Origin of the sequence: Bacteroides xylanisolvens, from assembly GCF_018289135.1 — a bacterium.
Classification (GTDB): Bacteria; Bacteroidota; Bacteroidia; order Bacteroidales; family Bacteroidaceae; genus Bacteroides; species Bacteroides xylanisolvens.
In genome coordinates this window covers 6,273,597-6,294,490 of the sequence record NZ_CP072216.1, presented here as the reverse complement: position 1 = coordinate 6,294,490, position 20,894 = coordinate 6,273,597, and the positions used below count along the sequence as shown (strand labels likewise).

The window sequence follows — 20,894 nt, the reverse complement described above, 5'->3', positions numbered from 1 at the left end:
TTTTAATTTTTAGACCCCAAATATAAGAATATCATTCCGATTAACACCAGTATAAGGTCAATCGCTTTGCTTTTTAAATTCTTTTCACGGAAGAGAAGTGCACCGAAAGTGAAAGAGACTACTACACTTCCCCGACGGACCATCGAAACAATGGAAATCATGGAATCGTCATAGCTCAATGCGTAAAAGTAAACGAAATCGGCAGCCGAAAGGAAGATAGAAATCAGGATAATCGTCCAGTCCCAGCGAAACGGGGTGGTAGACTTTCTTTTAGGCCACCAAAGCAATAACAGAATAGGACACATAATAAACACCTGATAAACATTATACCAGGATTGTACCAGCATCGGATTCAGAGACTTCATCAGATACTTGTCATATAATCCGCTGATAGCACCTGTAATGGCAGCCAACACAATAAAGAATATCCATTTGTTATGTTTAAAATCAATTCCTTCTTTCTTCCCCGAACGACTTAACATAAAGAAAGAGACAATGGCCAGCATTACCCCAATCCATTGATAGAGATTCAACCGTTCGCCAAATACCAGCATCGCTCCCACAAGCACCATCACCGGACGAGTGGCGTTGATAGGTCCTACTATGGTTAAAGGCAGATGTTTCATTCCGAAATATCCGAATATCCACGAAGACAACACGATGAACGACTTGATGATGATATATTTATGCTGTTCCCAACCAACAACGGGAACATTAAATATCGTTCCTCCCAACAGGTCCGGTTTATATACGGATATCAGGATAAACGGCAGAAAGATGAGACTGGAAAAAAATGTATTTAGAAACAAAACGGGAAGTACCGCATTATCTTTCAACGATTTCTTCTTGAATACATCATAAAAGCCCAGCAAAGTAGCCGAGAGAAATGCTAATAATAACCACATGAGAATATTTATTATTTATTATTCAAATATACTTTCGGGATATTCCACATTTACCAGAAACAGAGCTTGCCCCGGAGCAGATGTCCCGGCTTTGCAACGGTCTTGTTGTTCGATAACCCGCCGGAAGCCTTCAACAGTAAGTTTCCCTCGTCCCACTTCAATCAGCGTACCTACGATAGCTCGCACCATATTTCGCAGGAAACGGTCGGCACGGATGGTAAACACCCAAGTAGCATCATCTTCCTGCGTCCATTCGGCATGAGTGATATGACAGATATTGGTCTTTACATCCGTATGAAGTTTGCTGAAGCTCGTAAAGTCAGTGTACTCGAAAAGGGTACGTGCAGCTTCGTTCATGAGTGCATAATCCAACTGATTATAAACTCGCCAACGATATTGCCGGTTAAAAGGATATTTCGATGTCGTTACATAATACTTGTAAGTTCGCGCAGTCGCATCAAAGCGGGCATGCGCATCCGGCCGGACCCGGCAAACACGATAAATGGAAATATCGGGAGGTAACAAACGGTTTAATTTATCGGCAACTGATATTTCATCCAACGGCTCATCGAAGTCAAAATGAGCAACCATCAGGGAAGCATGTACCCCGGCATCTGTCCGACCTGCCCCTATTACTTCAATTTCGCGACGCAGAAAGGTAGACAATGCTTTCATCAGACATTCCTGCACACTAATCCCATTCGGTTGAATTTGCCAACCATGATAGTTGGTCCCGTCGTAAGCCAAATAAATAAAATACCTTTGCACGCTAATTCCTCATTTTAGGGTTTTCGCGCGCAAAATTAATCATTTTATCTCATTTATCTTTGTATAATTCACATAAACCTGTATATTTACAGAACAAAATAATCATGATTTACTAATACCCCACAATTATGAGTAGTACCATTTTCCTCATCATCGCCCTCGTCACGACAGGCATCTTTCTTATTCAATTCGTATTATCCATCTTTTTCGGAGATATAGATGCAGATGTAGACGTGGATGCTGATATCAGTAGCGTAGTTTCTTTTAAAGGACTTACCCATTTCGGAATTGGATTCGGATGGTACATGTATCTGGCGGGAAACACGGAAATTCAAAGTTACATAATCGGTATTCTAGTGGGTCTTTTCTTTGTTTTTGCCGTCTGGTTCCTCTATAAGAAAGCTTATCAACTGCAACAAGTGAACCACAACGAGCAGACCGATCAGCTTGTGGGACGGGAATGTGTGATCTATTTCAAACAAAGCGACAGCAAATATACTGTACAGACCACCCGGGACGGAGCCATGCGCGAAGTAGACGTCATCTCCGAATCCGGAAAAGCATATCAGACTGGCGACAGAACAATGATTACCAGCTACAAAGACGGAACGCTATTCATTCAATAATTATTCAAATACACAATTTTATGACACAAGAAATGTTAATCATGGCTGCTATACTAGTGGCAGTCATCCTACTCACTTTTATTGGTATCCTTTCGCGTTACCGCAAATGTAAGAGTGATGAAGTCCTCGTTGTATATGGTAAAACGGGAGGAGATAAGAAGTCGGCAAAGCTATATCATGGTGGTGCGGCTTTTGTATGGCCGATTATTCAGGGATATGAATTCCTGTCCATGAAACCAATGCAGATCGAATGTAAACTGACCGGTGCATTATCCGCTCAAAACATTCGTGTAGACGTGCCGACTACAATCACTGTAGCTATCAGCACCGATCCTGAAGTGATGCAAAACGCTGCTGAACGTATGCTGGGATTAACAATGGATGACAAGCAGAACTTAATTACTGATGTTGTATATGGTCAGATGCGTATGGTGATCGCCGATATGACTATCGAAGAATTAAATTCAGACCGAGATAAGTTCCTGGCTAAAGTGAAAGATAACATCGATACCGAACTTCGCAAATTCGGTTTGTATCTGATGAACATTAACATCAGTGACATTCGCGACGCTGCCAACTACATTGTCAACTTAGGTAAGGAAGCTGAAAGTAAAGCACTGAACGAAGCACAGGCTAACATCGAAGAACAGGAAAAGCTGGGTGCTATCAAAATTGCCAATCAGATAAAGGAACGTGAAACGAAAGTAGCAGAAACCCGCAAAGATCAGGATATTGCTATTGCAGAAACAAAGAAACAACAGGAAATCTCTGTTGCAAATGCGGATAAGGACAGAATCTCGCAAGTAGCCATCGCCAACGCGGAAAAAGAATCGCAAGTAGCAAAGGCTGAAGCTGAAAAGAATATCCGAATCGAGCAGGCAAATACCGAAAAGGAAAGCCGCGTTGCCGAACTGAATTCCGACATGGAAATCAAACAGGCGGAAGCTGCAAAGAAAGCTGCCATCGGACGAAATGACGCACAGAAAGAGGTAGCACTTTCCAATGCAGAACTAGCTGTAACACAAGCCAATGCCGACAAGCAAGCCGGTGAAGCTGCCGCGAAATCGGAAGCTGCTGTACAGACTGCACGCGAAATTGCGCAAAAGGAAGTGGAAGAAGCTAAGGCACGGAAAGTGGAATCTTCATTGAAGGCTGAAAAGATTGTTCCTGCGGAAATCGCCAGACAGGAAGCTATTCTTCAGGCAAATGCCATCGCTGAAAAGATTACCCGCGAAGCGGAAGCACGTGCAAAGGCTACTTTAGCACAAGCCGAAGCGGAAGCAAAAGCTATCCAAATGAAACTGGAAGCAGAAGCGGAAGGTAAGAAACGGTCATTACTTGCTGAAGCGGAAGGTTTCGAAGCAATGGTAAGAGCAGCCGAATCGAATCCGGCTATCGCTATCCAATATAAGATGGTAGACCAATGGAAGGAAATCGCCGGCGAACAGGTAAAGGCGTTCGAACACATGAACTTGGGAAATATCACTGTATTCGACGGAGGAAACGGTGGAACTAGCAATTTCCTGAATACATTAGTAAAGACAGTAGCTCCGAGCCTTGGCGTATTGGACAAGCTTCCTATCGGTGAAACTGTGAAAGGTATTATTAATCCGGAAAGCAAAACGGAGGAAAAGCCTGCAACTAAAGCTGACGAGAAAAAAGATAAGAAATAGTTGTAATCCGACATAATATACGCTGATGAGAAAAGAATGATTACTTGTTCTCATCAGCGTTTGTTTTTTATATAATTCAAATAAATCTTTGAATATTCCAGATTTATTACGTTCTTTGTGTTACATAAAACATGTAACGTAAAATATGTAATAAGTCATGAAGCCATACAATCCATTCCTTGTATACGGTTACAACAGTCCCGAATACTTTTGCGATCGGGAGAAAGAAACTGATAAAATGATTTCAGCTTTACTAAATGAACGTAACCTGACCTTAATATCCCCCCGACGCATGGGAAAGACGGGACTCATCAAAAATGTATTCTATCAAATGAAGCGGGAAAATAATCCGAATGCTGCCTATTTTTATATGGACATTTACTCCACACGTGATTTAAAAGCATTCATCCAGTTACTTGCTCAAAATGTACTTGGAGAATTAGATACTCTGTCCCAAAACATACTCCGGCAAATGACTGCTTTCTTCAAATCTTGCCGTCCTATTATCAGCGCTGACGAAAGAAGTGGTATGCCTACCGTAACATTAGACTTTGCTCCTACCCACGCTGAACAAACATTGAAAGAAATACTCAATTATATGGTAGCCTCAAAGAAACAGTGTTATCTTGCCATTGATGAATTCCAACAAATTACAGAATATCCGGAAAAAGGTGTAGAAGCATTGCTCCGCTCTCATATCCAATTCATGCCCAATGTACATTTTATCTTTTCCGGAAGTAAAAAGCATGTAATGGAAGAAATGTTTACTTCTGCAAAACGTCCTTTTTATCAAAGTACCCAAATCATTGTATTAACGGAAATCCCACTGGAGAATTATTATTCGTTCGCACACTCATTCTTTGCTAAGGAAAAAAGAGAGTTGACACTAGAAACATTTTCTTATTTGTACCAACTTGAAAACGGACACACATGGTACGTCCAAAGTATACTCAACCGATTGTATGAAAAGAAAATCAACCCCATTGATAACCGACTGGTAGATAGATGTATAAACGACATTTTAGATGAACAGGAAACCATATATCAAAGTAACCTGACTCTACTAACCAACAATCAAGTAGATTTATTGAAAGCTATTGCCACAGAAGGCTGTATAAAAAGCATAAATGCCAATGACTTCATCAAAAAGCATCATTTAAAAACGCCCAGCAGCGTTAACGTGGCACTAAAATCCTTACTGAATAAAGAACTGATATATAATACACCAGATGGGTATATTGTCTATGACCGTTTTTTCGGAAAATGGCTGAAAGATGCAGTAATCTAATACGCACTAGAAATGATTGGTTCTTAATCAAATTCCGTGCTACTTATTTATGTTCAATAACCTTATTCATGGCTATTCCGGGGTACTTTAAGATGCATATAGCTTGGATAATTTATTTGCTATTTCTAATATGCCGATATCCCTTTATCCATCAACCTTTCAATGAGCTTTACTAGCACGGAATTTGAAGAAGAACCAAATGATTTCGCGAAATCATTTCTCATGTTCTCATACTTCACATGATAATTATCTGTAATTCAAAGCAATAGCACTATGAGAAATACTTTTTAAAAAGGTGTTTCTCATAGTATTTTGCCTGAAATGTCATAAAAAACCGGTATTTCTCATACTTTCATCATGCATTTCTCATACCGGAACTGCTATATAATACCTACATAATAAATGTCAACCCAACCCGAAGATAAAAAAAAGGCAGCCAACTATTATCAGGGTATTACAGCCCCCGGTAGTCCCACATATTGTGGGAAAAGATTCCCTAGCTGGAGAGAATTTATTCCCTCATTTTGAGGGAATAAATTCCCATAATATAAGAGAATACTTTCCCACAATATATGGGATTACCGGAACTAACGGATATACTTACCCAAGATCATAGTATTCGATATATTCATCATATTGAGGCGTTTCTGTAACTCCCCTCTTTCGAAAAAGTTCTTGTATATACTTTTGTTCCTTTGGTTTAATCAACCGTTCTTTATTGCAACAACGATAATAGATCGTTTTGCCGAAGTAGGCTATCATCTGTCGCTTGATAACGGTGGCATCAGCAAGCGGCACCCGATCCAGCAAATGTTTCATTCCCCGTGCAAACAACACCGGCTTTTCATCAATAAAGTAAGTACAGTCTTCACCATCGGAGGTGACATGTTCGGGATTAATAACCATTACAGCAGCCCGCTCTTTCGGCATTCGGAGAGTTACTTGTCGTCGCAGACATTTGTCCGCACGCAAACAATGTCCATTCAAGCAATGAGCGAAGCTAACGGGCATAGAATTGTAATCGAAATCTGTTTTCATGTGTGTTATGTTTAGTGGAAAGTGGCCTATTTTTATAAACCGCTACAAATGTATGAAAATAGCTGGAGGACAAGAAATAAATACACTATTTACTTCAACACATTGATAAAATCTTTATATTTGCCTCCAACATCAATACAGGAACTTATAAAACTATATCTCTCCTGCAAAACTATAAAACAGAATAATCATGAAGACAAAACATTTACCTGGAGCACTACTGCCATTTCTCTATACAATTATCTTTTTTAGCTGTGGAAATAACGATGAAAAAAAGATATATTCTTTATCCTTCGAAAAAGAGTATTACGAACGACCTTTGTTAGGAACAACCAATATCACCATCACAGGTGGAAACAGGGACTACACCGTAACTGTAGAAAAAACTGACATTTTAAATATAGATGTAGATTTGTCCAGTTCGATAGGAATGGGAAGCTTAAGGGTCACCCCAAAAAAGAAAGGAGAAACAAAGGTGAAAGTAAAAGATAATATCACCAACGAAACAGTTGATTTAAGAATTAAAATAACAGACAGCTATTTGGCGTACGCTATAGAAAAAAGTAATCATCCGGCACTTTCCAATGGCACTGTAGTTTATCTGATTAACAATGAAGCTAAAGAATGCTATTTTTTCCGTTATATTGAGTTTAGAGACGAACTATCTCACACTCCAATAGCAAAAGGAACATACGACTTTTTCACCAAGTTAGAAAGCGGTTCCGGCAACTCGTCTCCTACATACGCCATACCTTATTTAACATTAAATTATACATCTGACGAACAAGAAAATTTCACGGATGCATCAGTTCCCCCCACCCCTCACAAATTAAGATTTGAGCTATACGATGGGGTTACGAGTGCAAATGCTGTCCTAAATCTTATATCAAGATTTCTAGGTGTAGATTGGAAAGAACTTGTAGAAAAAGCTCTTACCAGAAGCGAACATACAATAGTACCCACACTAAAAACAACAATTGACAATACAGATTATACCATAATAGGTATATTAAATACCTATCCTGAAATACCAGAGAATATTTTGGAATAACCTCAAAAGTATGGAATTGAAAATAATGCAAAGCATGGAACGTATGAAAAAATAGCGTATATTTGCGAGCAAAAAATATAAAATGACTATTTATAAGCTTCGCATATTACCGCTATTTTTACTAGTTATTGGGCTTACAACGCTTACTTCGGGCTGCAAAAAGAAAGACATGTCGCTGAAACTGAATGAGCCACGCAATATTCGTGGCGTCGTCAGCTATAAACGTTCTTTCCCTGATTTGAATGACGCACATCTGGAAGTAGCCAAAAAGATAGGGATTCACCCATTGGCAGACCGGGAAGCAGCAGAAGATATGAAAGAAAAGCTAACTCATATTACCGACAATGAGTTTTATGTAGTAGATTCACTGACACACTCCATCCCCTATCTCGTACCGCGTGCCAGTGCACTGCTCGATACAATCGGTTCCAACTTTCTCGATTCATTGGCAGCCAAAGGTTTAAACCCCAACCAGGTAATCATCACTTCCGTATTGCGTACCGAAAACGATGTGAAACGCCTCCGCCGTCGCAACGGAAATGCTTCCGCCAACTCGGCACACTGCTTTGGAGCCACCTTTGACGTCAGTTGGAAACGTTTTAAAAAGGTAGAAGACAAGGGTGGAAGACCGTTACAGGATGTAAGTGCCGACACACTGAAACTTGTCTTGTCCGAGGTTTTAAGAGACCTGCGACAAGCTGAAAAATGCTACATCAAATATGAATTGAAGCAAGGATGTTTCCACATCACCGCCAGATAATCGGGAGATGAGTATAAAATGCAGTAAAATTCACCTCCAAACAATCAGAGAATCCAAAACGTTTGATTAAATTTGCAGAAATTTTTCTTTAATACAACTTAATGATAGAGAAGCTGATTGTTCTTGAGGACATTGATCCGGTTATTTTTTACGGTGTAAACAACGCCAACATACAGTTAATTAAAGCTTTATATCCAAAGCTACGCATAGTTGCCCGAGGCAATGTCATCAAAGTGCTGGGCGACGAGGAAGAAATGTGTGCCTTCGAGGAAAATATCACCAAACTTGAAAAGTACTGCGCCGAATATAATTCACTGAAAGAAGAAGTTATCATTGACATTATAAAAGGAAATGCTCCGCAAGCGGAACAGACAGGAAACGTGATTGTGTTCAGCGTCACGGGCAAGCCTATCATCCCCCGAAGCGAAAACCAGTTGAAACTGGTAGAAGGATTCGCCAAGAATGATATGGTATTCGCCATCGGTCCGGCAGGTTCGGGAAAAACATACACCGCTATTGCCCTTGCCGTGCGTGCATTGAAAAACAAAGAAATCAAAAAAATCATTCTTAGCCGCCCCGCCGTAGAAGCCGGAGAAAAGCTCGGTTTCCTGCCCGGCGACATGAAAGATAAGATCGATCCATACCTACAACCTTTATATGACGCCTTGCAGGATATGATACCTGCCGCCAAGTTAAAGGAATACATGGAATTGAACATTATCCAGATTGCCCCGTTAGCCTTTATGCGCGGACGTACGCTGAATGATGCAGTCGTTATATTGGACGAAGCCCAGAATACTACCGCCCAACAAATCAAAATGTTCCTCACCCGTATGGGGATGAACACCAAAATGATTGTGACGGGAGACATGACACAGATTGACCTTCCCGCTTCACAAACATCGGGATTGGTGCAAGCCCTCCGCATCTTGAAGGGAGTGAAAGGGATCAGTTTTGTTGAACTGAATAAGAAAGATATCGTACGCCATAAACTGGTGGAACGTATCGTGGATGCTTACGAAAAGTTCGATAAAGAAGCGAAATTTTAATATATATATCATTATGAAAGCATTAACAAAAACAGATTTCAACTTTCCGGGACAGAAAAGTGTGTACCACGGAAAAGTGCGCGATGTGTACAACATCAACGGCGAAAAACTCGTCATGGTAGCAACCGACCGTATTTCGGCCTTTGACGTAGTACTACCTGAAGGTATTCCTTACAAAGGACAAATGCTGAACCAGATTGCAGCTAAATTCCTCGATGCCACTACTGACATCTGTCCGAACTGGAAAATGGCTACTCCGGACCCAATGGTAACAGTGGGTGTGTTGTGTGAAGGTTTTCCGGTGGAAATGATTGTACGTGGTTACCTGTGCGGTAGCGCATGGCGGGCTTACAAAAGCGGTGTACGCGAGATTTGCGGTGTGAAATTGCCGGACGGAATGCGCGAAAACCAAAAATTCCCCGAACCGATCGTCACTCCGACTACGAAAGCAGAAATGGGATTGCACGACGAAGACATCTCTAAAGAAGAAATCCTGAAACAGGGATTGGCTACTCCGGAAGAGTATGAAATCCTCGAAAAATATACATTAGCCCTTTTCAAACGCGGTACTGAAATCGCAGCAGAACGCGGACTGATTCTCGTAGATACAAAATACGAATTCGGCAAGCACAACGGTACTATCTACCTGATGGATGAAATCCACACTCCGGATTCAAGCCGTTATTTCTATGCTGAAGGTTATCAGGAACGTTTCGAAAAAGGCGAACCACAGAAACAACTTTCTAAAGAGTTCGTTCGCGAATGGTTGATGGAAAACGGTTTCCAGGGCAAAGACGGTCAGAAAGTGCCTGAAATGACTCCGGCTATCGTACAAAGCATCAGTGACCGTTACATCGAATTGTTCGAAAACATCACCGGTGAGAAGTTTGTGAAAGAAGATACCACCAACATCGCTGAACGTATATTCAAAAACGTTGAAACGTTCTTGAATCGTTGATAGTCAACAAATGACAGATAATAAATGATAGTTGACAGATAATGAATGACAGTTCGTATGCAATTCATCGCATATAACTTCAACCTTAATTATTATCCGCCAACTATCATTTATCAACTATCATCTTCCAACTATCATTTATCAACTATCAATTAAAAAGAATGGACTACCCACAACAACATATCAAGCCTTACGACGAAGAAGGAAAAAAGACCGAGCAAGTGGAACGAATGTTCGACAACATCGCGCATGCATACGATAAGCTGAACCATACCTTATCTTTAGGTATCGACCGCAGCTGGCGCAAAAAAGCGATTGCCTGGTTACGCCCTTTCCAACCGCAGCGTATGATGGACGTAGCTACCGGCACAGGAGATTTTGCTATCCTCGCCTGCCGTAAACTGCAACCAGCCGAACTGATCGGGACGGACATCTCGGAAGGCATGATGAATGTGGGACGTGAAAAAGTAAAAAAGGAAGGACTGTCGGACAAAATCTCTTTTGCCCGGGAGGACTGTACTTCACTCTCTTTTGCCGACAATGATTTTGACGCCATCACCGTAGCTTTCGGTATCCGCAATTTCGAAGACCTCGACAAAGGACTCTCCGAAATGTGCCGTGTATTGAAACCGGGCGGTCATCTTGTGATTCTGGAACTTACCACTCCGGATCGTTTCCCGATGAAACAATTGTTTTCCATCTACTCTAAAGTCGTCATTCCATTATTGGGCAAACTGCTCTCCAAAGATAACAGTGCCTACCGCTATCTGCCGGATACCATCAAAGTATTTCCTCAAGGGGAAGTGATGAAAGGAGTCATCGCCCGAGCCGGATTTAGCGAAGTCAACTTCAAACGGCTGACCTTTGGCATCTGCACGCTTTATACCGCAACAAAATAGCAATTCATTGTGAATGATTAATTTAACCCTTATTATATTATGGAAAAATATGGTTTAATCGGCTATCCTCTGCGACATTCATTTTCTATCGGATACTTTAATGAGAAGTTCAAATCCGAAGGAATCAATGCAGAGTATGTGAATTTTGAGATTCCCAGTATCAATAACTTCATGGAAGTGATCGAAGAGAATCCCAACCTGTGCGGGCTCAATGTCACCATCCCTTACAAAGAACAAGTGATTCCTTTTCTGGATGAACTCGATCGTGACACCGCAAAGATAGGCGCAGTCAATGTGATTAAAATCATTCGCCAGCCAAAAGGAAAAGTCAAGTTGGTGGGTTACAACTCCGATATCATTGGATTCACTCAATCCATCCAGCCCTTGTTGCAGCCTCATCACAAGAAAGCGTTGATTTTGGGTACCGGCGGAGCTTCCAAAGCTGTCTACCACGGTCTGAAGAATCTAGGTATCGAAAGCATCTTCGTATCGCGCACCCACAAAGCCGACGATATGCTGACTTATGAAGAACTGACTCCCGAAATTATGGCAGAATACACAGTCATTGTCAATAGCACTCCCGTAGGAATGTTTCCTAAGGTAGATTTCTGCCCTAATATCCCTTATGAACTTCTGACACCAAACCATTTGCTCTACGATTTGTTATATAATCCGAACGTTACGCTGTTCATGAAAAAAGGAGAAGCGCAAGGGGCTGTTGTAAAAAACGGTCTGGAAATGCTCCTGCTTCAGGCATTTGCCGCCTGGGAGATATGGCATAAATAAGGGTTAAAAGAAGTTTTTATGAGGAGAAAAGTAGTATATAGCATCATTATTATCATGCTGGCATTGACCGGCTGCACTATCGGAGGAAGTTTTTATATGTTAAACTTCTCATTGACTCCGAATGCCAAAATTTTGTCTAAAGATGCTGACTCTTATCCTTTCATGTATAAAAACTACCCTTTTTTGCGTCCATGGGTGGATAGCCTGAGACAAGTGGATGCACTGAAAGACACTTTTATCATAAACCCACACGGCATACAACTACATGCGTATTATGTGGCTGCTCCCCAACCTACCAGCAAGACCGCAGTCATTGTACACGGATATACGGATAATGCTATCCGCATGTTTATGATCGGTTATCTGTATAATCGTGATTTAGGATATAATATATTACTCCCCGACCTGCAACATCAGGGAGAAAGTGAAGGTCCTGCCATTCAAATGGGCTGGAAAGACCGTCTAGATGTATTGCAATGGATGAACATCGCCAATGAAATCTTTGGAGACAGCACGCAAATGGTTGTACACGGAATTTCAATGGGAGGTGCCACCACCATGATGGTATCTGGTGAGGAACAAAAGCCATTTGTCAAATGCTTTGTGGAGGATTGCGGCTATACCAGCGTATGGGACGAATTCTCACACGAGTTGAAAACAAGTTTTCATCTTCCTCCTTTTCCACTCATGTACACCACAAGCTGGCTTTGCGAAAAGAAATATGGATGGAATTTCAAAGAAGCTTCTTCACTGAAACAGGTAGCCAAATCACAACTTCCGATGCTGTTTATTCACGGGGACAAAGACACGTATGTGCCTACCTGGATGGTATACCCGCTTTACGAAGCCAAACCGGAGCCCAAAGAACTATGGATTGTGCCGGGAGCCGCTCATGCTGTTTCATACCAAGAGAATAAACAGGAGTACACCGACCGAGTCCGTGCATTCGTCGGGCGATACATCCATTAAACCTATTATAACAAGGAGTTTAAGATTCATAACAGAAAAAGTTTCTATATTTGCAAGCATAAAATAATCGTTATGAAATCAATATTAACTTTTATACTAGCTACTTTTCTTCTGTTCCCACTACAAGCTCAAGGGAAAGTATACACGGTAGACAACCTTCCGAAAGTACATCTGCAAAATAAAATGCAATATGTTTGCAACCCGGCCGGCATACTTTCACAGGCTGCTTGTGACAGTATAGACTCCATGCTTTATGCTTTGGAACAACAAACTGGAATTGAAACAGTGGTTGCCGTAGTTCCCTCAATCGGAGAAGAAGATTGTTTCGACTTCTGTCATCAGCTGCTTAATAAATGGGGTGTAGGAAAAAAAGGCAAAAACAATGGATTAGTCATTTTATTAGTCACCGATCAACGCTGTATACAGTTCTATACTGGTTATGGCTTGGAAGGAGTACTTCCCGATGCTATCTGCAAAAGGATTCAAACAAGGTATATGATTCCTTACCTCAAAGATGGGAATTGGGATGCAGGAATGGTGGCTGGTCTAAAAGCGACTTGCCAGCGGCTCGACGGTTCGATGGAAAATGATGCTCTCTCCGATTCTAACAGCGGTGGTTCTTTTGATTTTATTCTTGCTATTCTTTGTTTTATCACCATTGGCGGAGGTCTTGCTTTCTTTTCGGCACGCAAACAAAGTCGCTGTCCGAATTGTGGTAAACATCAATTGCAGAGAAGCGGAAGCAGAGTCGTATCCCGGATTAATGGAGTGAAGACCGAAGATGTCACCTATACATGTAGAAACTGTGGACATACCATCATACGCCGCCAGCAAAGTTATGACAATGATTACCATCACCGGGGCGGTGGCGGAGGCGGTCCGTTCATTGGTGGTTTTGGCGGAGGCAGTTTCGGAGGCGGAGGCGGTTTCGGTGGAGGCAGCTTTGGCGGAGGAATGGGCGGAGGCGGTGGTGCCGGTTCTCGTTTCTAAAATAAATGTTATCCAATGCCCTAGTTTCGAAATAAATTAGTAACTTTACCTAATGACTAAGACAGAAGAAAATGAAAGAGAATAAAGAATATCAAGAAAAAAAAGAACAAGAAAAAGTTGTCCATGAGCCAACTGGTTCTTACGGTATGGACACCATCACCATGAGACAGAAAATTATGGAACGAGTTATGTTAATGGAAGAAAATCAGCTCAAAGAAATGCTTCGATTCTCCAACGAATTGGAACAAAAATCATGGTTATTACCACATACTCAAGAAGAATTAGAGATCGCAATCAATAGAGGTATGGAGGATGTCAAGGCAGGAAGAATTGTTTCACATGAGGATGTTCTCAAATATTATATGAAATGACAAATATTGTTTGGACTCAATCGGCTTTGCAAACGCTAGAATTAGTTTATTTACAAACATTACAATATACAAAAAACGAACGTATAGCTGCTAAATTACATAATAAACTTATCAAAGAAGCAGAGATGCTTAGAACTTTCCCAAATGCGGGAAACATTCTAAATACTTCAGAAAGAGTTACACTCTGTTACAGAGCATTAGTAGTAGACACTAATTATAAACTTATTTATTACGTTGATGCTAATAAGGATGTAATCATTGTGACAGTTTGGGACGTTCGTCAAAACCCTGATAAATTAACAAAAACTATAGAATAATTAGAAACATGAAGAAGTCAATTATTATCATCTTAGCCGTTGTGGTTATCCTTGTTATATGGGCAGTAAGTGTATATAACGGTCTGGTTACTATGGACGAGAATGTAAGTGGTCAATGGGCAAATGTAGAAACTCAATATCAACGTCGTGCCGACCTGATTCCTAACTTGGTAAACACAGTGAAAGGATATGCGACACATGAAAAGGAAACATTGGAAGGAGTTGTTGCCGCACGTAGCCAGGCTACTCAAATCAAAGTAGATGCTGCCGACCTGACACCGGAAAAGCTGGCGCAATACCAAAAGGCACAAGGTGCTGTAACATCAGCATTGGGCAAGTTATTAGCCATCACCGAGAATTATCCGGACCTGAAAGCTAACCAGAACTTCCTGGAACTTCAAGCTCAACTGGAAGGAACGGAAAATCGTATCAATGTAGCACGCAAAAACTTCAATGATGCTGCACAAGCTTATAACACCAATATCCGCCGTTTCCCGAAGAATATCTTTGCAGGAATGTTCGGCTTCGATAAGAAAGCATATTTTGAAGCAGAAGAAGGAAGCGAGAAAGCTCCGAAGGTAGAATTCTAAAAAAGATTTGATTTACCCAAAAAGATACTTGATATCATCTGAGATATTTATCTCGGCATTTTTTCATTAGATAAAACACTTCTATATTAAGAGTTAAATTCATAGTAATGAAAACTATGAATTTAACTCTTAATTTTCTATTATTCTTCTCCTTTTCAATAGAATATCCCAAAGTATAAAAGTTAATGATTAACATTTACTAGTACCTAGTTGGCTGTACCAAAAAAAAGCTGTACTTTTGCAGCCGTATACAAAATAATTCTATAACTCATGAGTAATCAACGATACATGATGCGTGGAGTAAGCGCATCAAAAGAAGATGTGCACAACGCCATCAAGAACATCGACAAAGGAATCTTCCCGAAAGCATTCTGTAAAATTATTCCCGATATATTGGGAGGTGACCCGGAATATTGCAACATTATGCATGCCGATGGTGCCGGAACCAAATCATCTCTTGCTTATATGTACTGGAAAGAAACGGGTGACTTATCCGTTTGGAAAGGTATTGCACAGGATGCATTGATTATGAATATCGACGACCTGCTTTGTGTAGGTGCCGTAGACAATATCCTTGTTTCATCTACCATTGGACGTAACAAACTGTTGATTCCCGGAGAAGTAATCTCCGCCATCATCAACGGAACAGACGAATTGCTGGCCGAACTCCGTGAAATGGGTGTAGGCGTATATGCAACCGGTGGTGAAACTGCAGATGTCGGCGATTTGGTACGTACCATCATCGTTGACTCTACCGTAACTTGCCGTATGAAACGTTCAGACGTTATCGACAATGCCAATATTCGCCCGGGTGACGTGATCGTTGGGTTGGCTTCTTACGGACAAGCTACTTACGAAAAAGAATATAATGGCGGTATGGGTAGCAACGGTTTGACGAGTGCCCGTCACGACGTATTCGGCAAATATCTTGCTGAAAAATATCCGGAAAGCTATGATGCTGCAGTTCCTGAAGAGTTAGTTTATTCCGGTAAGTTAAAACTAACAGACAGCGTGGAAGATTCTCCAATTGATGCAGGTAAGTTAGTACTCTCTCCTACCCGTACATACGCACCGGTAGTCAAAAAATTGCTTGATGCATTGCGTCCGGAAATCCACGGAATGGTACACTGCTCCGGTGGTGCACAAACTAAAGTTCTGCATTTTGTAGAAAACGTTCGTGTAGTAAAAGATAATCTTTTCCCTGTTCCTCTTTTATTCAAAACGATCCAAGAACAAAGCGGTACGGACTGGGCAGAAATGTACAAGGTATTCAATATGGGACATCGCCTCGAAGTCTACCTGTCACCGGAACATGCAGAAGAAGTAATAGCTATTTCCGAGTCATTCGGTATTCCGGCACAGATTGTAGGACGTGTTGAAGCATGCGAGCAAACAGAATTAATCATTAAGAGCGAATTCGGAGAATTTAGATATTAAAGAATGGCAGACAATAGTACCATACTAGAAAAATTAGACGGACTCGTAGCCCGTTTTGAAGAAATATCTACCCTTATCACAGACCCGGCAGTGATTGCCGACCAGAAACGTTATGTCAAGTTGACTAAAGAATATAAGGAATTAGACGACTTGATGAAAGCAAGGAAAGAATATATCCAATTACTGGGTAATATTGAAGAAGCTAAAAATATCCTTGCCAATGAATCGGACGCTGAAATGCGCGAAATGGCGAAAGAAGAAATGGACAATAGTCAAGAGCGCCTTCCGGTATTGGAAGAAGAAATCAAACTGATGCTTGTCCCTGCCGATCCGCAAGACAGCAAGAACGCTATTCTCGAAATCCGCGGAGGTGCAGGAGGCGACGAAGCAGCTATCTTTGCCGGCGACCTCTTCCGTATGTATGCCAAATTCTGTGAAACCAAAGGTTGGAAAATGGAAGTCTCCAATGCGAACGAAGGGACAGCCGGTGGATTCAAAGAAATTGTTTGTAGTGTGACAGGCGATAATGTATACGGAATTTTAAAATACGAATCGGGAGTACACCGCGTACAGCGTGTTCCTGCGACGGAAACGCAAGGACGTGTTCACACTTCAGCCGCATCCGTGGCCGTGCTTCCCGAAGCTGAAGAATTCGATGTAGTCATCAACGAAGGAGAAATCAAATGGGACACTTTCCGAAGCGGCGGTGCCGGCGGACAGAATGTAAACAAGGTAGAATCCGGAGTACGTCTGCGCTATATCTGGAAGAACCCGAACACCGGTATTGCCGAAGAAATTCTTATCGAATGTACCGAGACACGCGACCAGCCGAAAAACAAAGAGCGCGCCTTGGCCCGTCTCCGTACTTTTATCTACGACAAAGAACATCAGAAATATATCGATGACATTGCCTCCAAACGTAAGACAATGGTATCTACCGGAGACCGTTCAGCCAAAATACGAACTTACAACTATCCCCAGGGACGTATCACCGACCACCGCATCAACTATACAATCTATAATCTGGCAGCCTTCATGGACGGGGATATCCAGGATTGTATCGACCATCTGATCGTAGCGGAAAATGCAGAACGCCTGAAAGAAAGCGAACTTTAGAGAAGTGGAGAGTTGAGAATTGAGAGTTGAGAACGGTTTCTTAAAATAGTAAATAGTAAATTGCAAATTGCAAAATAGTAAATAACAAGATGGATAAGCAACAATTATTTGAAAACATAAAGCGCAAAAAATCATTCCTTTGTGTAGGACTTGATACTGACATCAAGAAAATCCCGGAACATCTGTTGAAAGAAGAAGATCCGATCTTTGCATTCAACAAAGCAATCATTGACGCGACAGCTGATTTGTGTATCGCCTACAAACCCAATCTGGCTTTCTATGAAAGCATGGGTGTAAAAGGATGGATCGCATTTGAAAAGACAGTAAAATATATCAAAGATAACTATCCGGATCAATTCATCATCGCTGACGCAAAGCGTGGTGACATCGGAAATACTTCTGCAATGTATGCCCGCACATTCTTTGAAGAATTGGATATCGACTCTGTAACAGTAGCCCCCTACATGGGTGAAGACAGCGTTACTCCGTTCCTTACCTACGAAGGCAAATGGGTGATCCTGTTGGCATTGACTTCCAACAAAGGATCTCATGACTTCCAATTGACAGAAGACGTAAACGGCGAACGTCTGTTCGAGAAAGTATTACGCAAATCACAGGAATGGGCTGGCGATGACCGCATGATGTATGTGGTAGGTGCTACTCAAGGACGTGCTTTTGAGGACATCCGCAAGATTGTCCCGAACCATTTCCTTCTCGTACCAGGCGTGGGAGCACAAGGCGGTTCACTCGAAGAAGTTTGCAAATATGGTATGAACAGTACATGCGGATTGATTGTTAACTCGTCGCGTGGTATTATCTACGTAGATAAAACAGAGAAATTTGCAGAAGCTGCCCGCACCGCCGCACAAGAAGTGCAGGCTCAAATGGCTGAACAACTCAAAGCAATTCTCTGAAAAGGGAAAAAGGATCTCTAAAGAAAACGAATGCTTTACGAAAGAAAGATAATTAACGACCCCGTATTCGGGTTCATCAATATTCCAAAGGGGTTACTGTACGATATAGTACGGCATCCCCTTTTGCAGCGTCTTACCCGCATCAAGCAAGTAGGATTGTCATCTGTTGTGTACCCCGGTGCACAACACACCCGCTTCCAACACTCCTTAGGTGCTTTTCACCTGATGAGTGAAGCTATCACCCAACTGGCCTCCAAAGGCAATTTTATTTTTGATAGTGAAGCGGAAGCCGTGCAGGCTGCCATCCTGTTGCATGATATAGGACACGGCCCTTTCTCGCATGTACTGGAAGACACAATTGTAAAAGGAGTCTCGCACGAAGAGATTTCTCTTATGTTGATGGAACGGATGAATAAAGAGATGAACGGCCAGCTGAGTCTTGCCATTCAAATCTTCAAGGACGAATACCCGAAACGCTTTCTGCATCAACTCGTAAGCGGTCAGTTGGATATGGACCGGCTTGATTATCTTCGCCGCGACAGCTTTTATACAGGCGTAACGGAAGGTAACATCGGCTCTGCCCGAATCATCAAAATGCTTGATGTAGCGGATGACCGTTTGGTTGTCGAATCCAAAGGGATCTATTCTATCGAGAATTTCCTCACGGCACGTCGCCTGATGTACTGGCAAGTATACCTGCATAAGACGTCCGTGGCATACGAAAAGATGCTGATTAGTACTCTATTGCGTGCCAAAGAACTGGCTTCACAAGGAGTGGAACTATTTGCATCACCCGCATTACGTTTTTTCCTTTACAATGATATCAATCCTACGGAATTCTATAACAACCCCGACTGTCTGGAGAATTTTATCCAGCTGGACGACAACGATATATGGACAGCCTTGAAAGTGTGGAGCACCCACACCGATAAAGTACTTTCTACTTTAAGCACGGGAATGATAAACCGAAATATCTTTAAAGTGGAAATTTCGTCGGAACCTATTAGTGAGGACAGAAAAAAAGAATTAACTTTGCACATCAGCCAGCAACTAGGCATAACCCTTTCCGAAGCGAACTATTTTGTCTCTACCCCCAGCATCGAAAAGAATATGTATGACCCGGCAGATGACAGTATTGATATTATCTACAAAGACGGCACTATCAAAAATATTGCCGAAGCATCGGACATGCTGAACATCTCATTATTGTCCAAAAAGGTAAAGAAATACTATCTCTGCTATCAGAGATTACACAGATAAGTATAAAATATTCATGCAATAACACGGAAATCTGAAAAAAAAATCCGTTATTTGTGAACTAATTAAATTTTAAATAAAAGACATGGAGTTCTCGGCTAAGCAAATTGCAGCATTTATCCAAGGGGAAATCATTGGAGACGAAAACGCTACGGTACACACATTCGCTAAAATTGAAGAGGGAATGCCCGGAGCAATTTCTTTCCTGTCAAATCCCAAATATACACCTTACATCTACGAAACACAATCAAGCATTGTCTTGGTTAATAAGGACTTCACTCCCGAACACGAAATTAAAGCTACTCTTATCAAAGTAGACAATGCATACGAAAGTCTAGCTAAATTGCTCAATCTTTATGAGATGAGCAAGCCTAAGAAACAAGGGATAGATTCATTAGCTTTCGTTGCACCCAGCGCCAAAATTGGTGAGAATGTATACATCGATGCTTTTGCCTATATCGGTGAAAATACCGTGATTGGAGATAATACTCAAATTTACCCCCACACTTTCGTTGGAGACGGCGTGAAGATAGGCAACAGTTGCCTGCTTTACTCCAATGTAAATGTTTATCATGACTGCCGCATAGGTAATGAATGTATCCTTCATTCGGGTGCAGTGATCGGAGCTGACGGATTTGGTTTTGCTCCCACTCCGAACGGATATGACAAGATTCCGCAAATCGGAATTGTTATTCTGGAAGATAAAGTAGATATAGGTGCTAATACGTGTGTAGACCGTGCTACAATGGGAGCTACGGTAGTACACAGCGGTGTCAAGTTAGACAATCTGATACAAATAGCACACAATGATGAAATAGGTTCGCATACCGTTATGGCTGCGCAAGCCGGAATTGCCGGTTCTACCAAAGTGGGTGAATGGTGTATGATCGGTGGTCAGGTAGGTATTGCAGGACATGCTAAAATAGGAGATAAAGTTGGATTAGGCGCACAATCAGGTGTGCCGGGAGACATCAAGTCCGGTAGCCAGCTTATCGGAACTCCTCCTATGGAACTGAAGCAATATTTCAAATCATCCATTGCACAAAGAAGCCTGCCGGATATGCAGAAAGAACTGCGTAACTTGCGCAAAGAAGTAGAAGAATTAAAACAACTATTAAATAAGTAAATAAGT

22 protein-coding genes are annotated in these 20,894 nt (G+C 41.6%); 19 read left to right on the top strand and 3 right to left on the bottom strand.

Annotated features, from left to right (window positions below; all coding sequences use genetic code 11):
- Positions 1-2: 2 nt before the first annotated feature.
- Together INE92_RS25490 and truA are read right to left on the bottom strand one after the other, a co-directional pair.
- On the bottom strand, positions 3-905 hold the full coding sequence (locus INE92_RS25490) for a DMT family transporter (protein ID WP_008020829.1): 903 nt from the start codon (positions 903-905) through the stop codon (positions 3-5).
- 18 nt (positions 906-923) lie between these two features.
- Positions 924-1,673 carry a tRNA pseudouridine(38-40) synthase TruA gene (gene truA / locus INE92_RS25485; RefSeq protein WP_008020828.1) on the bottom strand — a complete coding sequence of 250 codons (750 nt, stop codon included), beginning with the start codon at positions 1,671-1,673 and terminating at the stop codon, positions 924-926.
- Between the two features lie 128 nt (positions 1,674-1,801).
- Between truA and INE92_RS25480 the strand changes: the two genes are divergently transcribed.
- From INE92_RS25480 to INE92_RS25470, 3 genes are all read left to right on the top strand, one after another.
- Positions 1,802-2,299, top strand: coding sequence for a hypothetical protein (locus tag INE92_RS25480; RefSeq protein WP_008020827.1), 498 nt, complete (start codon positions 1,802-1,804; stop codon positions 2,297-2,299).
- A 20-nt stretch (positions 2,300-2,319) separates the two neighbouring features.
- A complete protein-coding gene (locus INE92_RS25475) occupies positions 2,320-3,972 on the top strand; it encodes a flotillin family protein (RefSeq protein WP_008645467.1) in 1,653 nt (550 codons plus the stop codon).
- 157 nt (positions 3,973-4,129) lie between these two features.
- Positions 4,130-5,260, top strand: a complete 1,131-nt coding sequence (locus INE92_RS25470) for an AAA family ATPase (protein ID WP_004314175.1) — start codon at positions 4,130-4,132, stop codon at positions 5,258-5,260.
- 600 nt (positions 5,261-5,860) lie between these two features.
- On the opposite strand, the gene INE92_RS25465 is transcribed toward INE92_RS25470, so the two are convergent.
- Entirely contained in the window at positions 5,861-6,298 is a 438-nt protein-coding gene (locus INE92_RS25465; RefSeq protein WP_008020821.1) for a DUF6078 family protein, read from the bottom strand.
- Positions 6,299-6,488: 190 nt separating this feature from the next.
- On the opposite strand from INE92_RS25465, the gene INE92_RS25460 reads away from it, so the two are divergent.
- From INE92_RS25460 to lpxD, 16 genes are all read left to right on the top strand, one after another.
- Complete coding sequence (locus INE92_RS25460) at positions 6,489-7,349, top strand: hypothetical protein (protein ID WP_008645469.1); 861 nt, start codon at positions 6,489-6,491, stop codon at positions 7,347-7,349.
- A gap of 82 nt (positions 7,350-7,431) precedes the next feature.
- Entirely contained in the window at positions 7,432-8,109 is a 678-nt protein-coding gene (locus tag INE92_RS25455; RefSeq protein ID WP_008645471.1) for a DUF5715 family protein, read from the top strand.
- A 101-nt stretch (positions 8,110-8,210) separates the two neighbouring features.
- Positions 8,211-9,158 (top strand): PhoH family protein, encoded by a 948-nt coding sequence (locus tag INE92_RS25450; RefSeq protein WP_004315678.1) that lies wholly within the window; start codon positions 8,211-8,213, stop codon positions 9,156-9,158.
- A 13-nt stretch (positions 9,159-9,171) separates the two neighbouring features.
- Positions 9,172-10,116, top strand: a complete 945-nt coding sequence (locus INE92_RS25445) for a phosphoribosylaminoimidazolesuccinocarboxamide synthase (RefSeq protein ID WP_004315679.1) — start codon at positions 9,172-9,174, stop codon at positions 10,114-10,116.
- Between the two features lie 161 nt (positions 10,117-10,277).
- The gene (ubiE, locus tag INE92_RS25440) at positions 10,278-11,015 is read left to right on the top strand and encodes a bifunctional demethylmenaquinone methyltransferase/2-methoxy-6-polyprenyl-1,4-benzoquinol methylase UbiE (protein WP_004315680.1); all 738 of its coding nucleotides are present in this window, start codon (positions 10,278-10,280) and stop codon (positions 11,013-11,015) included.
- A 39-nt stretch (positions 11,016-11,054) separates the two neighbouring features.
- Positions 11,055-11,801, top strand: coding sequence for a shikimate dehydrogenase family protein (locus INE92_RS25435; protein WP_008645474.1), 747 nt, complete (start codon positions 11,055-11,057; stop codon positions 11,799-11,801).
- Between the two features lie 18 nt (positions 11,802-11,819).
- The gene (locus tag INE92_RS25430) at positions 11,820-12,770 is read left to right on the top strand and encodes an alpha/beta hydrolase (protein WP_008645475.1); all 951 of its coding nucleotides are present in this window, start codon (positions 11,820-11,822) and stop codon (positions 12,768-12,770) included.
- Positions 12,771-12,842: 72 nt separating this feature from the next.
- Positions 12,843-13,760 (top strand): TPM domain-containing protein, encoded by a 918-nt coding sequence (locus tag INE92_RS25425; RefSeq protein ID WP_008645476.1) that lies wholly within the window; start codon positions 12,843-12,845, stop codon positions 13,758-13,760.
- Between the two features lie 71 nt (positions 13,761-13,831).
- On the top strand, positions 13,832-14,131 hold the full coding sequence (locus INE92_RS25420) for a hypothetical protein (protein ID WP_004315684.1): 300 nt from the start codon (positions 13,832-13,834) through the stop codon (positions 14,129-14,131).
- Positions 14,128-14,448 (top strand): type II toxin-antitoxin system RelE/ParE family toxin, encoded by a 321-nt coding sequence (locus INE92_RS25415; protein ID WP_008645477.1) that lies wholly within the window; start codon positions 14,128-14,130, stop codon positions 14,446-14,448. The genes INE92_RS25420 and INE92_RS25415 overlap by 4 nt, the downstream gene beginning before the upstream one ends.
- 8 nt (positions 14,449-14,456) lie before the next feature.
- On the top strand, positions 14,457-15,038 hold the full coding sequence (locus INE92_RS25410) for a LemA family protein (protein WP_004315685.1): 582 nt from the start codon (positions 14,457-14,459) through the stop codon (positions 15,036-15,038).
- A 270-nt stretch (positions 15,039-15,308) separates the two neighbouring features.
- Positions 15,309-16,475, top strand: coding sequence for an AIR synthase related protein (locus INE92_RS25405; RefSeq protein ID WP_008645478.1), 1,167 nt, complete (start codon positions 15,309-15,311; stop codon positions 16,473-16,475).
- A gap of 3 nt (positions 16,476-16,478) precedes the next feature.
- Complete coding sequence (gene prfA / locus INE92_RS25400) at positions 16,479-17,591, top strand: peptide chain release factor 1 (protein WP_004301709.1); 1,113 nt, start codon at positions 16,479-16,481, stop codon at positions 17,589-17,591.
- An 89-nt stretch (positions 17,592-17,680) separates the two neighbouring features.
- The gene (gene pyrF, locus INE92_RS25395; RefSeq protein WP_004301706.1) at positions 17,681-18,505 is read left to right on the top strand and encodes an orotidine-5'-phosphate decarboxylase; all 825 of its coding nucleotides are present in this window, start codon (positions 17,681-17,683) and stop codon (positions 18,503-18,505) included.
- Positions 18,506-18,535: 30 nt separating this feature from the next.
- Complete coding sequence (locus tag INE92_RS25390) at positions 18,536-19,765, top strand: HD domain-containing protein (RefSeq protein WP_008645479.1); 1,230 nt, start codon at positions 18,536-18,538, stop codon at positions 19,763-19,765.
- A gap of 82 nt (positions 19,766-19,847) precedes the next feature.
- On the top strand, positions 19,848-20,888 hold the full coding sequence (gene lpxD / locus INE92_RS25385; RefSeq protein ID WP_211421270.1) for a UDP-3-O-(3-hydroxymyristoyl)glucosamine N-acyltransferase: 1,041 nt from the start codon (positions 19,848-19,850) through the stop codon (positions 20,886-20,888).
- Positions 20,889-20,894: the final 6 nt, after the last annotated feature.

Excerpts from the sequence above, each read along its gene's own strand:
- INE92_RS25490 (WP_008020829.1), bottom strand. The coding sequence starts at position 905 with ATGTGGTTATTATTAGCATTTCTCTCGGCTACTTTGCTGGGCTTTTAT.
- INE92_RS25480 (WP_008020827.1), top strand. The coding sequence starts at position 1,802 with ATGAGTAGTACCATTTTCCTCATCATCGCCCTCGTCACGACAGGCATC.
- INE92_RS25475 (WP_008645467.1), top strand. The coding sequence starts at position 2,320 with ATGACACAAGAAATGTTAATCATGGCTGCTATACTAGTGGCAGTCATC.
- INE92_RS25470 (WP_004314175.1), top strand. The coding sequence starts at position 4,130 with ATGAAGCCATACAATCCATTCCTTGTATACGGTTACAACAGTCCCGAA.
- INE92_RS25465 (WP_008020821.1), bottom strand. The coding sequence starts at position 6,298 with ATGAAAACAGATTTCGATTACAATTCTATGCCCGTTAGCTTCGCTCAT.
- INE92_RS25460 (WP_008645469.1), top strand. The coding sequence starts at position 6,489 with ATGAAGACAAAACATTTACCTGGAGCACTACTGCCATTTCTCTATACA.
- INE92_RS25455 (WP_008645471.1), top strand. The coding sequence starts at position 7,432 with ATGACTATTTATAAGCTTCGCATATTACCGCTATTTTTACTAGTTATT.
- INE92_RS25450 (WP_004315678.1), top strand. The coding sequence starts at position 8,211 with ATGATAGAGAAGCTGATTGTTCTTGAGGACATTGATCCGGTTATTTTT.
- INE92_RS25445 (WP_004315679.1), top strand. The coding sequence starts at position 9,172 with ATGAAAGCATTAACAAAAACAGATTTCAACTTTCCGGGACAGAAAAGT.
- ubiE (WP_004315680.1), top strand. The coding sequence starts at position 10,278 with ATGGACTACCCACAACAACATATCAAGCCTTACGACGAAGAAGGAAAA.
- INE92_RS25435 (WP_008645474.1), top strand. The coding sequence starts at position 11,055 with ATGGAAAAATATGGTTTAATCGGCTATCCTCTGCGACATTCATTTTCT.
- INE92_RS25430 (WP_008645475.1), top strand. The coding sequence starts at position 11,820 with ATGAGGAGAAAAGTAGTATATAGCATCATTATTATCATGCTGGCATTG.
- INE92_RS25425 (WP_008645476.1), top strand. The coding sequence starts at position 12,843 with ATGAAATCAATATTAACTTTTATACTAGCTACTTTTCTTCTGTTCCCA.
- INE92_RS25420 (WP_004315684.1), top strand. The coding sequence starts at position 13,832 with ATGAAAGAGAATAAAGAATATCAAGAAAAAAAAGAACAAGAAAAAGTT.
- INE92_RS25415 (WP_008645477.1), top strand. The coding sequence starts at position 14,128 with ATGACAAATATTGTTTGGACTCAATCGGCTTTGCAAACGCTAGAATTA.
- INE92_RS25410 (WP_004315685.1), top strand. The coding sequence starts at position 14,457 with ATGAAGAAGTCAATTATTATCATCTTAGCCGTTGTGGTTATCCTTGTT.
- INE92_RS25405 (WP_008645478.1), top strand. The coding sequence starts at position 15,309 with ATGAGTAATCAACGATACATGATGCGTGGAGTAAGCGCATCAAAAGAA.
- prfA (WP_004301709.1), top strand. The coding sequence starts at position 16,479 with ATGGCAGACAATAGTACCATACTAGAAAAATTAGACGGACTCGTAGCC.
- pyrF (WP_004301706.1), top strand. The coding sequence starts at position 17,681 with ATGGATAAGCAACAATTATTTGAAAACATAAAGCGCAAAAAATCATTC.
- INE92_RS25390 (WP_008645479.1), top strand. The coding sequence starts at position 18,536 with ATGCTTTACGAAAGAAAGATAATTAACGACCCCGTATTCGGGTTCATC.
- lpxD (WP_211421270.1), top strand. The coding sequence starts at position 19,848 with ATGGAGTTCTCGGCTAAGCAAATTGCAGCATTTATCCAAGGGGAAATC.